The sequence below is a fragment of the Telluria sp. AIW5 genome (assembly GCF_056680575.1).
In genome coordinates, this window is record NZ_CM155289.1 from 1,858,302 (window position 1) to 1,872,397 (window position 14,096).

Genomic DNA, 14,096 nt, shown 5'->3' on the forward strand with positions numbered 1-14,096 from the left:
AGGCTTCGGTGCCTGCAAGGGCTTTTTCTATTGCAATTCCGACGACGTGGCGGCAATCGGCCCACGTCACTTCGGGCGACGGTGTAAACTGTCGCTTTCGTTTTAATTCAAGAGTAACTCATCCATATGTCCGACACCCCTATCCCATCGTTTTCCGACCTCAACCTTCCCGCGCCCGTCGTCAAGGCACTCAAGGACGTCGGCTACGAAGCACCGTCGCCGATCCAGGCCGCCACCATTCCCTTGTTGATGGAAGGCCGCGACGTGCTGGGACAGGCGCAAACGGGCACCGGCAAGACCGCGGCCTTCGCGCTGCCGATCCTGGCGCGCATCGACACCAGGCAAAGCGCGCCGCAGGCGCTGGTGCTGGCGCCGACGCGTGAGCTGGCGATCCAGGTCGCCGAAGCCTTCCAGAGCTACGCCGCGCACATGAAGAACTTCGCCGTGCTGCCGATCTACGGTGGCCAGAGCTACGGCCCGCAGCTGCAGGCCCTGCGCCGCGGCGTGCAAGTCATCGTCGGCACGCCAGGGCGCGTGATCGACCATATGGAAAAAGGCTCGCTCGACCTGTCGCAGCTGAAAACCCTGGTGCTGGACGAAGCCGACGAAATGCTGCGCATGGGCTTTATCGACGACGTCGAGGCGATTCTCAAGCGGATCCCGGACGAGCGGCAAATCGCGCTGTTCTCGGCCACCATGCCGCCGGCGATCAAGCGCATCGCCAAGACCTACCTGCGCGATCCGCAGGAAGTCACCGTCGCCGCCAAGACCGGCACCGCCGACAACATCACCCAGCGCTACTGGCTGGTGTCGGGCATGCAGAAGTTAGAGGCGCTGACGCGCATCCTGGAGGCCGAGCCGTTCGACGGCATGATCATCTTCGCGCGCACCAAGCTCGGTACCGAAGAACTGGCCACCAAGCTGCAGGCACGCGGTTTTGCCGCCGTCGCCATCAACGGCGACATGGCCCAGCAGGCACGCGAGCGCACCATCGAGCAGCTGAAAAACGGCAAGATCGACATCCTGGTCGCCACCGACGTCGCCGCGCGCGGCCTGGACGTCGAGCGCATCAGCCACGTCATCAACTACGACGTGCCGTCGGACCCGGAGAGCTATACCCACCGTATCGGCCGCACCGGCCGCGCCGGCCGCAGCGGCGACGCGATCCTGTTCATCACGCCGCGCGAGCGGGGCCTGCTCAAAGCCATCGAACGCGCCACGCGCCAGCCGGTCGCACCACTGACGCTGCCGACCGTGAAGGCCGTCAACGACGTGCGCATCGCCAAGTTCAAGGACCAGATTACCGAGGTGCTGGCCGCCGGCGGCCTCGATCAGTTCCGTTCCCTGATCGAGGAATACGAGCGCGAACAGAACGTGCCGGCCGTGGACATCGCCGCCGCGCTGGCAAAGCTCGGCCGCGGCGACGTGCCGCTGCTGATCGAACGGCCGGACCGCGAGCCGAAGGCATCGACCTGGGAAGAGCGCCCGGCGCGCACCGATTTCGTCGAGCGCCTGCCGCGCCCGTCGCGCGACGACGCCGGCAGCTGGGACGACCGTCCGGCCCGTGCGCCACGCGAAGCGGGCTTCAAGAAAGAGCGCACGATGCGCGCGCCGGAAGACGGCATGGCGACTTACCGCATTGAAGTCGGCCACACGAACGGCGTCAAGCCGGGGAACATCGTCGGCGCCATCGCCAACGAGGCGAACATCGATTCGAAGCTGATCGGCCGCATCGAGATTTATGACGACTTCAGCACGCTCGACCTGCCGGCCGACCTGCCGCCGGACCTGATGGACCACCTGAAAACGGTGTGGGTCGCCGGCCAGCAGCTCAACATCACGCGCGACGGCGAAACGCCGCCGCCGAAGAAGCCTGCCGGCGCCAGGAAGCCATTCGCAGGCGGTGATCGCCGCGTGGGCGAGAAGCCGGGGTTCAAGTCGGACAAGCCGCCTTTCAAGAAGGCGCGTCCGAAGGCGTAATGCTTGCGGCTAGCGCCGCAAGAAGGTGATGAGCGGGGAATCGATCCGGTGGATCGATTCCCCGTTTGCGTTTCAGGGTCCGTTGGCTGACGCGCATCGTAGGGTGGGCATGCCCACGCGGTCCACGCATGCGCGGCGATACCGTCGTTTGTGCGTTAACGTTCGCTTGATCGTGTCCGGAGGGCGTGCATTCGTGGCGTCCCGGCGGCGTTCCGACATGCACCGGCCGCACCCGCGTGGGCATGCCCACCCTACGGTGCGCATCGGCCAATGGCCATGATCGAAGCACGCGGTCATCGCGTAACGTACGGGGTCATCGAGGCCAATGGCCTTGGTGACGGCTTCACCGGGCATGCCCACGCGGTTCACCGTCCGCCCAACGGCGCCGCCGTTCTTTACGGCCTAGCGAGTGACCTTGTCGTCTGCAAACATCCACAACAGCGCCTCGCGCAGCTCGCTACTCCAGAACCCCTCGTTGTGCTTCTGCCCCGGCACGATCTTCAACACCGTGTTCGCGGCCGGATGCCCGCTCGCGCGCACGATCTCGGCCATGCGCTGCACGTCCGGAACCATCGAATCGCCTTCCTTTTCTCCCATCAGCAGGAACACGCGCGCGTCCTGCGGCAGCGGGTGCTGCGCCATGAAGTCGAACGAGGGCGCAGCCGTCCAGTAGGCGGGCGAGAACACGCCGGCCTTGCTGAACACCTGCGGGTACCGCGCGATCGCATAGTGCGAGGCAAGGCCGCCCATCGAGCTGCCCATGATCGCGGTGTGGGCGCGGTCGGGCAGGGTGCGGTATTTGGCGTCGATATAGGGTTTCAGGGTGTGGACGATGAAGTCCGTGTACTGCCTGCCTTCGGCCGCGCCGAAGCGCGGGTTGTCCCAGGCGTTCAGTTCCGTGATGCGCTTGTCGCCGCCGTTGTCGATGCCGACCACGATCAGTTCGAGTTTCCCCTCCTTCGACAAGGCATCCAGCGTCTCGTCGACCTTCCATTCGCCGACAAACGAGGTCGCGTCGTCGAACAGGTTCTGGGCGTCGTGCATGTACAGCACCGGATAGCGTTTATTCGACGTCGCATACCCAGACGGGATGTACATGCGGATCTGGCGCTTGCGGTTCAGGCCCGGGATCTCGAGCAGTTCGGGCAGCAGGCTGACGCCGGGCAGGGCGGTCGAGGCTTTCGGCGGGGCGGGCATGTCGGCGGCCGATGCGGCGAGCGCCGCGGTCAACAGGAAGGGAAGGAGGCAGGTACGAATCGATGGCATGCAGAGGTCTCTTGTATTGTAGTTAGTGCAAATTAGTGAGAAGAGGCGAGCACGGGTGCGGCAACGGATGCGGTCTTGCTGTCGCGGACCAGCAGCCACAGCACGCTCGACACCGCGAGGCAGCCGCCGCAGATCAGGAACAGCAGGCTTTTATCCGCGGCCTTCGCGAGTGCGAAGCCGACCACGGTCGTGGCCAGCTGCGGCAGCACCACCGACAGGTTGAACAGGCCCATGAAATAACCCATGCGGCTCCTGTCGACTTTCTCGCTCATGATCGCGAACGGCAGGCTCACCACGGCCGCCCAGCCGATGCCGACCACCGCCATCAGCAGGTACAGCGCGCTTGGCGTGCGCGCGAACAGGGCGATCGCGAAATAGGCGAGCGCCATGATGCCGATGCAGGCCGCCTGCGTGCGCACGCGCCCGAAGCGCGCCACCAGCGGCGCCAGCACCAGCGCCGGCAGCAGGAAGCCGACCACGTTCATGACGGCAAACGAGATCGCGATCACGTGGCCCGACTGCGCCGCCGCTTCTTCGACGCTGGAACCCGGCGCGACCACGTGCTGCTGGATGAAGGAGATGATGTAGACGAACATGGCCTGCACGCCGAACCAGGTAAACGCGTGCGCGGCCCACAGGCGCCACAGCTGGCTCCAATCGGTAGCGGAGGCAGCTTCCTCAGCCGCAGACGCAAGCTGACGCGGTTCCGCAATCAGCAACACCGGCAGGATCGAGAACACCAGCACCAGCAGCACGCCCACCGAGATCAAGGTGTAGTTGTCGATGAAGGCGCCGATCAGATACGCCATCACGCCCCAGAAACCGGAAATCGTCTGCATCCAGGTGTAGCCGCGGGTGCGCGCGTCGCCGTCCGGCGTGACATCGGCAATCAGGGAACGGGTCGGATTGAAGCCGATGTTGATCGACAGGTCGAGCGTCAATGCGATGATCACCGCAACCACCAGCAGGTTGCCGACGCCGAGCAGGCCCGCCACGACCTCGATCCGCGGCAGCAGGAACACGGACAAGGCAGCCAGTACGCCGCCGATCAATATGAAGGGACGCCGGCGCCCGCCCCAGAACCAGGTCTTGTCGCTGATGAAGCCAATGATCACCTGGCCCAGGATGCCGGCCAGCGGGCCGGCCGCCCAGACGATGCCGATCTCGTGGATGTCGAGGTGGTATTTGGTGCTCAGCAGCCAGCTGAGCGCGGAAATCTGGATGCACAGGGCGAAGCCCATGGCCGTGGCCGGCAGGCTGGCCAGCGCATAAAAGGGATTGCTCAGCCGGCGCTGCATGTCGAGCATGGAGTCTCCATCTGTTTGTGTTATTTGACTACAAAGCCTTGCCTCTACCTGGGCAGCGTGGCGATTCTACTACGCCTCATCCAGATTGACACTCGGAAAACGCCATGTTATTTTGCTACAAATTTCATTTACACTTCGCCTGCAACAGCCCGTCCTCATGGCCTACGGACGGGGACGCTCCCCAGCCTCATTGTTCGACCCGCGCGCACCGCGGCGGATCGATGGCGGCACGTGGCGCGTTCGCCACACATACCGAGTCCGGTTTCGAGCCGGGCCATTGGGGACACAGATGGACATGCATACCAGGGCGCTCAAACCGCGCCTGTCGTTCTGGCAGTTGTGGAACATGAGCTTCGGCTTCTTCGGCATCCAGTTCGGCTTCGCACTGCAGAACGCCAACACCAGCCGCATCTTCTCGACCCTCGGCGCGAACCCCGACGACCTGGCCCTGTTCTGGCTCGCCGCGCCCGTCACCGGCTTGCTGGTGCAGCCGGTGATCGGCTACATGAGCGACAACACCTGGCACCCGAAATGGGGCCGCCGCCGTCCCTTCTTCTTCGCCGGCGCGCTGCTCGCGGCCCTTGCCCTGTTCCTGATGCCGAACTCCGCGAGCCTGTGGATGGCGGTCACCGTGCTGTGGATGATGGACGCGGCGATCAACGTTTCGATGGAGCCCTTCCGTGCCTTTGTCGGCGACAAGCTCGACGTCTCGCAGCAGACTGCGGGCTATGCGATGCAGACCTTCTTCATCGGCTGCGGCGCCGTCATCGCCTCGCTGCTGCCGACCATCTTCACCCATCTCGGCGTGTCGAACGTGCCGGTCGACGGATTGATCCCCGACACCGTGCGCTATTCGTTCTACGCCGGCGCGCTGGTGTTCATGGTCGCCGTCAGCTGGACCGTGTTCACCGCTGACGAACTGCCGCCGCCGGACCTGGACGCGTTCAACAGCGAGCGCCAGCACGCACGCAAGCTGAAAGTCGCGTTGGTCGACATCCTCAGCGGCTTCGGCAAAATGCCGAAGACGATGGTGCAGCTTGCCTTCGTCCAGTTCTTCACCTGGATCGCCCTGTTCGCGATGTGGATCTATACCGGCAGCGCGATTGCCGATTCCGTCTACGGCACCCGCGACGCCCAGTCGGCCGCCTTCCAGGACGCAGGCAATTGGGTCGGCATCATGTTCGCCGTCTACAGCGGCGTCTCCGCGCTGGCCGCGTTTATCTTGCCGGTCTTTGCCCGCGCCACCAGCCGCAAGACCGTGCACGCGACCTGCCTCGCCATCGGCGGCATCAGCCTGGCCAGCATCGTCGCCATCGGCAGCCGCGAGATGCTGATGCTGCCGATGGTCGGCGTCGGCATCGCCTGGGCCAGCATCCTGACGATGCCGTACGCGATCCTGGCGGGCGCGCTGCCGGCCAAGCGCATGGGTTATTACATGGGCCTGTTTAACTTCTTCGTCGTGATCCCGCAGATCGTCAGCGGCCTGCTGCTCGGCTTCGTGACGCGCGAATTTTTCAGCGGCCACACGGTGCAGACGCTGGCGCTCGGTGGCGGCTGCATGCTGCTGGCGGCCGTATTGACGCTCGCGGTGACGGACAAGGCGGACTAAAACCTGCGCCATGCTTTTTGCTCCTGTCGTATCGTAACGTTTTATTAACAAACGCACGCAATCACAGGAGCGAAGCATGACGATTCAGACCGTGGCAACGACGCCATTTGCCGGCCAGCGTCCGGGTACCTCGGGCCTGCGCAAGAAGGTGACCGAGTTTCAAACGCCGGGCTACCTCGAGAACTTTGTCGAAGCGATTTTCCTGACCCTGGGCGACTGCAGCGGCCGCACCCTGGTGTTAGGGGGCGACGGCCGCTACTTCAACCGCGACGCGATCCAGACCATTCTCCACATGGCCGCCGCCCACGGCGTGGCGCGCATGCTGGTCGGGCGCGGCGGCATCCTCTCCACGCCGGCGGTCAGCTGCGTGATCCGCAAGCATGGCGCCTTCGGCGGCATCGTCCTGTCGGCCAGCCACAATCCCGGCGGCCCGGATGGCGACTTCGGCATCAAGTACAACATCGAGAACGGCGGCCCGGCACCGGAGAAGGTGACCGAGGCGATCTTCGCCCATACGCAAAGCCTGTCGTCCTACCGCATCAGCGACGCGCCGCCGGTCAACCTCGATACCCTCGGCGGCACCACCCTGGAGGGCATGCAGGTCGAGGTGATCGACCCGGTGGCCGACTACGCGGAACTGATGGGACGCCTGTTCGACTTCGATGCCATCCGTGCGCTGTTCCAGTGCGGCTTCACGATGAAATTCGACGGCATGAGCGCCGTCTCCGGCCCGTACGCAAAGGCGATCATCGAAGGCGTACTCGGTGCGCCGGCCGGCACGGTGATCAACGGCGAGCCGCTGGAAGACTTCGGCGGCCACCATCCGGACCCGAACCCCGTCAACGCGGCCGAACTGATCGCCCTGATGAACGGCCCGGATGCGCCGGACTTCGGCGCGGCGTCCGATGGCGACGGCGACCGCAACATGATCGTCGGGCGCGGCATCGCCGTCACGCCTTCCGACAGCCTGGCCATCATCGCCGCGAATGCGAAGCTGGCGCCCGGTTACGCCGCCGGCATCGCGGGTATCGCGCGTTCAATGCCGACGTCCACGGCCGCCGACCGCGTCGCCGCAGCGCTCGGCATCTCCTGCTTCGAGACGCCGACCGGCTGGAAGTACTTCGGCAACCTGATGGATGCCGGCATGGTCACGCTCTGCGGCGAAGAAAGCTACGGCACCGGCTCGAACCACGTGCGCGAAAAGGATGGGCTGTGGGCCGTGCTGTTCTGGCTGAACATGCTCGCCGCGACCGGCAAATCGGTCGAGCAGCTGGTGAGCGAGCACTGGGCGCGCTTCGGCCGCAATTATTATTCGCGCCACGATTACGAAGCCGTCGACGCCACCGCCGCCGACGGCATGATGGCCGCACTGCGCGAGAAGCTGCCGAAACTCGCCGGCCAGACCCTGGGCGACTATCGCGTTTCGCTGGCCGACGATTTCGTCTACACCGACCCGGTCGACGGCTCGATCGCTTCGAAGCAGGGCGTGCGCATCGTCATGCTGGATGGCTCGCGCATCGTGTTCCGCCTGTCCGGCACCGGCACCGAAGGCGCCACCATCCGTGTCTACCTCGAACGCTATGAGGCCGACCCGGCGCGCCACCATCTCGAAACGCAGCAGGCCTTATCAAGCCTGGTCGCGATCGCCGATGGCGTGTCCGAACTGCGCCAGCGCACCGGCCGCCAGCAGCCGAGCGTGATCACCTGATTTTTACTTTTACAGCGACCCTCCATGAAACTACCCGCACTTGCCGTCTCCCTGCTGTTCGCCTTCGGTTCTGCCCACGCCGCCGCACCCTGGGCGGCGCCGACGAAACCTTTCGTCTGGGAGAACGCGACCGTCTATTTCCTGCTGACGGACCGCTTCAACAACGGCAATCCGGATAACGACCACGCCTACGGCCGCAAGGATGACGCGGCCACGCTGCGCGGCTTCATGGGCGGCGACTTCGCCGGCATCACGGCGAAGATCAAGGAGGGCTATTTCAATGAGCTGGGCGTGACCGCGCTCTGGATCACGCCACCGGTCGAGCAGATCCACGCCGGCACCGACGAGGGCACCGGCAAGAGCTACGGCTTCCACGGCTACTGGGCGCGCGATTTCACCGCCATCGATGCCAACCTCGGCACCGAGGAAGAGCTGCGCACCCTGGTCGATACCGCCCACGGGCACGGCCTGCGCGTGCTGTTCGACGTGGTCATGAACCATACGGGGCCGGTGACGGACGCTGATCCGGTGTGGCCGGCGGACTGGGTGCGCACCGGCCCCACCTGCACCTACAAGGATGCGCGCACGACGATCGCGTGCACGCTGGTGAAGAACCTGCCGGACATCCGCACCGACAGCGACAAGCCGGTCGCGCTGCCGCCGGCGCTGGCCGAGAAATGGAAGCGAGAGGGTCGCTACGAGCGCGAAGTGAAGGAACTCGACGCCTTCTTCAAGCGCACCGGCTATCCGCGCGCGCCGCGTTACTACCTCGTGAAATGGCATGCCGACTGGGTGCGCAAATTCGGCGTCGACGGCTTCCGCGCGGACACCGTGAAGCACACCGAGCCGGGCGTGTGGAAGGACCTTAAAAAAGTCGCCAGCGCCGCCTTCGAGGACTGGAAGAAGGCGAATCCATCGAAGAAGTTGGGCGACACGCCGTTCTACATGACGGCCGAGGTCTACAACTACGGCATCCAGCATGGCCGCGCCTTCGACCTGGGCGGCATGAGCGTGGACTATCCGGCCAATGGCTTCGACAGCATGATCAACTTCGCGATGAAGACGGATGCGGCCGAGCCTTACGAAAAACTGTTCAGCGATTATTCGGCGGCGCTGCAGGGACCGATGAAAGGCTATTCGGTCCTGAACTACGTCAGCTCGCACGACGACGGCGAGCCTTACGACGCGTTGCGCCAGCGTCCCTACGAGACGGCCAACAAACTGCTGCTGGCGCCGGGCGCGGCGCAGATCTACTACGGCGACGAAACCGCGCGCCTGTTGAAAGTGGAGGGCGCCGCGGGCGACGCCACGCTGCGCTCGTTCATGAACTGGGACGAGCTGGCATCGAACGCCCAGCGCGGCCTGAACCGCGTGGCGGACGTGCGCGAGCACTGGGCCAAGCTGGGGCGCTTCCGCCAGGCGCATCCGGCAGTCGGCGCGGGTGTGCACCGCATGCTCCAGCATTATCCATACACCTTCAAACGCACGTATGAGAAAAACGGCGTCGTCGACCGTGTCGTGATTGCGCTGGGACTGCCGCTGGATAAGCCGACGGCGGTGCCGGTGAGGGGCGTCTTCCTCGACGGTCAGACCGTGCGCGACGGCTACTCCGGGAAGACGGCGGTGGTCAGGAATGGGACGGTGCAGTTCGATGCGCGCAATCCGGTGGTGCTGATCGAGTAGGGTGGTCGGTTCCACCCCGACATGTGAACATCGTCGGCCTGAGCGCCGCCCACGCGTAACGCTCGCATGACATGTGGCTCCGTTCAATGGCCCGAGCTTTCGCACACTGGTTGAACGCGTGGGCGGCGTACACGATACGGGTACGCAAACCGACGGGTGGAGCCGCCCACCCTGCATGCCAATCAAACAATGCTATCCTGTGCGGCTCCAGACGTCTCCCAGCCGTACCGCAATGATCCTCGAACCAGACACCGAACAAAAATCCAGCCGTGCCTCCTACGCCGACGGCCCGCGCCTGCTGGCCGACATTGGCGCCACCCACGCCCGCTTCACGCTCGAGACCGCGCCCGGCGTCTTCCGCCAGACGGCGGTCCTGCGCTGCGACGAGTACAGCGGCATCGTGCCGCTGCTGAACGCGTATCTCGCCGCCTATCTCACCGAGCAGAAAGGCGAGCGCATCACGCATGCGGCCTTCGCCATGGCCAATCCGGTCAGTGGCGACCTGGTGCGCATGACGAACCGCGACTGGCAATTCTCGACCGACGAAGTGCGGCGCGCGATGGGCTGGTCGACGCTGGTGATCGTCAACGACTTCACGGCGCTGGCGATGGCGCTGCCGGGATTGCAAGCGGGCGACGTGCTCCAGGTCGGCGGCGGCAAGGCGCAGCCGCATGCGGTGGCCGGCGTGCTCGGCGCCGGTACGGGACTTGGCGTGTCGGGCGTGATCCCGACGGCCGACGGGTTCGTCACGCTGGGCAGCGAAGGCGGCCACGTGAACTTCGCCCCGAGCGACGAGCGCGAGTTCGCGATCCTGCAATACGCCTGGCGCGAGTGGCCGCACGTGTCGAACGAGCGCATCCTCTCCGGACCCGGCATGGAACTCGTGTCCCGGGCGCTGGCCGAACGGAATGGCGTGCAGGCGCCGCCGCGCACGGCCGCGGAGATCGTCGCCTGCGCGCTGGACGAACACGATGCGCTGTGCCTCGAGGTGCTGGAATGCTTCGCCGGCATGCTGGGCAGCGCCGCGGCCAACCTGGCGCTGACGCTGGGCGCCTTCGGTGGCATTTTCATCGGCGGCGGCATCGTGCCGCGCATCGCACAGTGGTTCGCGCATTCTCCGTTCCGCGCGCGCTTTGAAGCGAAAGGGCGCTTCACCGATTACCTGGCGCAAATCCCGACCTACGTGATCATGACGCCCAATCCCGCCTTGCGCGGCGTGTCGACCATTTTGTCCGAACACCTGCGCGGGCGCAGCGGTGCCAATACCCTGATGGAGCGCGTCCAGCACCTGCAGCACGAACTCTCGCCGGCCGAACAGCGCGTCGCCGCACTCGTGCTCGAGCATCCGCGCAAGGTGCTGTCCGATCCGATCGCCGAGATCGCGCGCCTGGCCGACGTCAGCCAGCCGACGGTGATCCGCTTCTGCCGCTCGCTCGGCTTCCAGGGCCTGGCCGAGTTCAAGCTGAAATTCGCCGGCAGCCTGACCGGCTCCATCCCCGTGCGCCACAGCCAGGTGCGCATGAGCGACAGCACCCATGACTTGTCGGCCAAGGTGATCGACAACACCGTGTCGGCCATCCTGAAATTCCGCGACGGGCTCGACGTGCACGCGATCGACCGCGCGATCGCGCTGCTGCGGAATGCCGGCAAGGTCGAGTTCTACGCGATGGGCAATGCGCGCGTCGTCGCGCTCGATGGCCAACATAAATTCTTCCGCTTCCGCATCCCGACCACGGCCCACGGCGACGCCCACCTGTTCCAGCTCGCCGCCGAACTGTTGAAACCGAACGACGTCGTGATCGCGATTTCGACGGCCGGGCAGGCGCCCGAGCTGCTGTCGGCGGTCGATGCGGCGCGCCGCGTCGGCGCCAGCGTGATTGCGATTACCAGCAGCAAATCGGCGCTGGCGAAGAAGGCGGACGTCTGCCTCGCGGTCGATCACGCCGAGGACAGCACGGTCTTCCTGTCGATGATTTCGCGCATCCTGCAGCTGCTCCTCATCGACATCATGGCGGTCGGGATTTCGCTGGGGGCGCAGGCTGGGCAGGATGGGGATATCGAGGCGCGCAAGCTCCTGATTTCGCACCTGGATGTGTGAGAACGTGGGCTAGAAAAAAACGGCTTGGCATGGCGAAACTGTACGGCGACCCGTGCAGTCGAAAGTGGTTCGATCAGAGGGGGGCCGCGGCCGAAGCCCGCCTTCCGGGCGGCGGATCGGCGAGCTTCAGGCGCAGGTCGAATTGACTGCCGCCGTTGGCGCCGGCGCTACTTGCCGTCACGCTCCCACCATGCGCCTCTGTCAGGCTCTTCACCAGCGCCAGGCCCAGACCCAGGCCGCTGTTTTTGTTATCGGATGACCGTTCAGCCTGGGTGTATAAATCGAACAGGTAGGGCATCAATTCCGGTGCGATGCCGATGCCGTTGTCCGAAACGCTCAGGTGCAGCCAGCCCTCGTGCGCGCTCATGCGCACGTCGATCCGGCCACCATCGGGCGTGTAGCGGATGGCATTGCCGACCAGGTTCGCGATAATCTGGATCAGGCGGGTGCGGTCGCCGTCGACCATGCAGTCTTGCGGCAAAACGACCTGATTGACGGCATGACGCTTGGCGCGCGCCGCCCCTGCGTGCTGCTCCAAAGCCGCGTCGACTACCTCCCGCATGTCCACGGTGCTTTTCGTGATCGACACGAGCCCGCGGCTGACACGTGAGACGTCCAGCAAGTCTTCTACCAGGCCACTCATATGTCTGGTCTGGCGCGTGATGAGCTGGCCGAGCCTGACGCCCTGGCCATCCGCGCCCGTGCCGTTCTCGAGTAACTGCGCAGCCATCGATACTGCGGAAAGCGGGCCGCGCAATTCATGACTGAGGATCGACAGGAATTCGTCCTTGCGTCGGTCTGCCGAGACAAGTGAAATCGCATTGTCGTTCAGGAGCACGTTCAGCGCCTCGACCTGAATGTTAGTGCGTTCCAGGCAGGCTGATACCTCGAGCAATTCACGTTGCTTTGCTTGCAGGGCCGCCAAGGCGTCGGTGAGTTCACGATTCTGGTGATGGGCTTCGGACAGCGCGACGTGGCTCGGCAATGCGGCCAGCCGTGAGATCGCTAAGTCGATACCATTGGCATCCAGCACGGGCGCCTGTGGCGCGAATGCTTTCACGAGCACGATCCGCGCGCCCTCGCTGCCGGTCACGATATCGCAACGGTCCATCAGGCGGCGCGCCGCCTGGATGCCGCCGCCCGTGACGCCGTCCTGCCCGGCACCGTCCGCCAGGATGCGCTCGATCGCGTCGCTGCCCGCGCCAAAGTCATCAATGGCGACGACGAGCGACTGACGCTCTCCGTGGCTTCCGACAAAGAAACGCACTTTACCGCCCGCTGCATGGGCGAGCGCATCCCGGGCAAGTTCGGACACGGCGGTAGCGATGCGTGTCTGCTCATGGATGCCAAAGGCGCACAAGGCCGTGATCTGGCGCGCGCGCAGGCTCGAGGCGAGAATATCGAGTTCACTGCGGATAGCCACCGTCAACAGGAGATTGAGCGGAACGAATTCTCCTAAAACGCATTCCCTCATCACTGCAACCCGATCTTTTTTATGTTAGGTCGGCATTATGCTTTAGGGCAACGCCGAGTGTCAAAACCTTGCTGTGAATGCGCGAACCTGTCAGGACGGGGCGCCCAATTTACTGGCGACAATTTATTTTGCCTTGAGTGCGGTAAGCCACAGAGCGTGAGCCTCATAAGGAGGATAACGGTGCCAACAACACGAAACGTGTTTCCTGCAAGCGGTTAAAGAACAATCAAACATGCTCGCATCAACCGCTTATCGCCACCCAAGATTTACCTCCCCAGAAAGACCTCATCATGAACATTCCCGTTAATAGTGCTTCGAAGAGTCGCGCCCATCCAATGCTGATCGTTGCCAGCGCCGCCGTTGTGCTCGTTTGCGTGACCGGGACGGCCGCCATCATGGGATGGATCCCGACTTCGGCCGGCGCCAACGCCGATGCTGCGGCCCTGGCGCTGGCGCAACCTGCCCCGCAGGCCGTCCAGGCGGCGCCTCGGCATGTGGCACCGAAGCCGGTGGGTTACCACCAGCAGCGCGCCGAGCCGAAGCACCAGGTCCAGGCACTGGTTTGCCAGAACTGCGGCACCGTGGAGTCGGTCCGTGAAATGACCACCCGCGGCGATGGCAGCGGGCTTGGCGCTGCCGGCGGCGCCGTGGTCGGCGGCCTGTTGGGCAACCAGGTCGGCGGTGGGCACGGGAAGCAAGCGATGACCGTGGTCGGCGCAATCGGCGGCGCGTTCGCGGGAAACCAGATCGAAAAACAGGCAAGGGCGACACGGAGCTATGAAACCACGGTTCACATGAACAACGGGTCGACGCGGACTGTCGCACAGGCGACGCAGCCGGCATGGGGTAATGGCGACCGTGTCAAGATCGTCGATGGCGTCGTGCAGATGAACGGCTAAGCCGTACAACTGGCCGCCGCGTGCCCGATGCGAGTCGGACGCTGCGGTTTCAAACAGATGGCTGCTGCGCGC

General features: G+C 64.7%; 9 protein-coding genes. 6 read left to right on the plus strand and 3 right to left on the minus strand.

The genetic code is table 11. The features are described from left to right. Nucleotides 1-126: 126 nt before the first annotated feature. Nucleotides 127-1,980, plus strand: coding sequence for a DEAD/DEAH box helicase (locus tag AC1MEM_RS08180; protein ID WP_499476518.1), 1,854 nt, complete (start codon nucleotides 127-129; stop codon nucleotides 1,978-1,980). A 402-nt stretch (nucleotides 1,981-2,382) separates the two neighbouring features. On the opposite strand, the gene AC1MEM_RS08185 is transcribed toward AC1MEM_RS08180, so the two are convergent. Continuing rightward, nucleotides 2,383-3,246, minus strand: a complete 864-nt coding sequence (locus AC1MEM_RS08185) for an alpha/beta hydrolase (protein WP_499476519.1) — start codon at nucleotides 3,244-3,246, stop codon at nucleotides 2,383-2,385. Nucleotides 3,247-3,278: 32 nt separating this feature from the next. Continuing rightward, on the minus strand, nucleotides 3,279-4,553 hold the full coding sequence (locus AC1MEM_RS08190; protein ID WP_499476520.1) for an MFS transporter: 1,275 nt from the start codon (nucleotides 4,551-4,553) through the stop codon (nucleotides 3,279-3,281). A 289-nt stretch (nucleotides 4,554-4,842) separates the two neighbouring features. Here AC1MEM_RS08190 and AC1MEM_RS08195 point away from each other — a divergent pair, with 289 nt between their 5' ends. The 4 genes from AC1MEM_RS08195 (at nucleotide 4,843) to glk (ending at nucleotide 11,651) form a co-directional block, all read left to right on the plus strand. Next, the gene (locus AC1MEM_RS08195) at nucleotides 4,843-6,162 is read left to right on the plus strand and encodes an MFS transporter (RefSeq protein WP_499476521.1); all 1,320 of its coding nucleotides are present in this window, start codon (nucleotides 4,843-4,845) and stop codon (nucleotides 6,160-6,162) included. 76 nt (nucleotides 6,163-6,238) lie between these two features. Continuing rightward, nucleotides 6,239-7,870, plus strand: coding sequence for an alpha-D-glucose phosphate-specific phosphoglucomutase (locus tag AC1MEM_RS08200; protein ID WP_499476522.1), 1,632 nt, complete (start codon nucleotides 6,239-6,241; stop codon nucleotides 7,868-7,870). Between the two features lie 24 nt (nucleotides 7,871-7,894). Next, nucleotides 7,895-9,553 carry an alpha-amylase family glycosyl hydrolase gene (locus AC1MEM_RS08205; protein WP_499476523.1) on the plus strand — a complete coding sequence of 553 codons (1,659 nt, stop codon included), beginning with the start codon at nucleotides 7,895-7,897 and terminating at the stop codon, nucleotides 9,551-9,553. A 232-nt stretch (nucleotides 9,554-9,785) separates the two neighbouring features. After that, on the plus strand, nucleotides 9,786-11,651 hold the full coding sequence (gene glk, locus AC1MEM_RS08210; RefSeq protein WP_499476524.1) for a glucokinase: 1,866 nt from the start codon (nucleotides 9,786-9,788) through the stop codon (nucleotides 11,649-11,651). A gap of 73 nt (nucleotides 11,652-11,724) precedes the next feature. On the opposite strand, the gene AC1MEM_RS08215 is transcribed toward glk, so the two are convergent. Next, entirely contained in the window at nucleotides 11,725-13,125 is a 1,401-nt protein-coding gene (locus AC1MEM_RS08215) for an ATP-binding protein (protein ID WP_499476526.1), read from the minus strand. A 290-nt stretch (nucleotides 13,126-13,415) separates the two neighbouring features. On the opposite strand from AC1MEM_RS08215, the gene AC1MEM_RS08220 reads away from it, so the two are divergent. Further along, nucleotides 13,416-14,024, plus strand: a complete 609-nt coding sequence (locus tag AC1MEM_RS08220) for an outer membrane lipoprotein (protein WP_499476527.1) — start codon at nucleotides 13,416-13,418, stop codon at nucleotides 14,022-14,024. Nucleotides 14,025-14,096 lie beyond the last annotated feature (72 nt).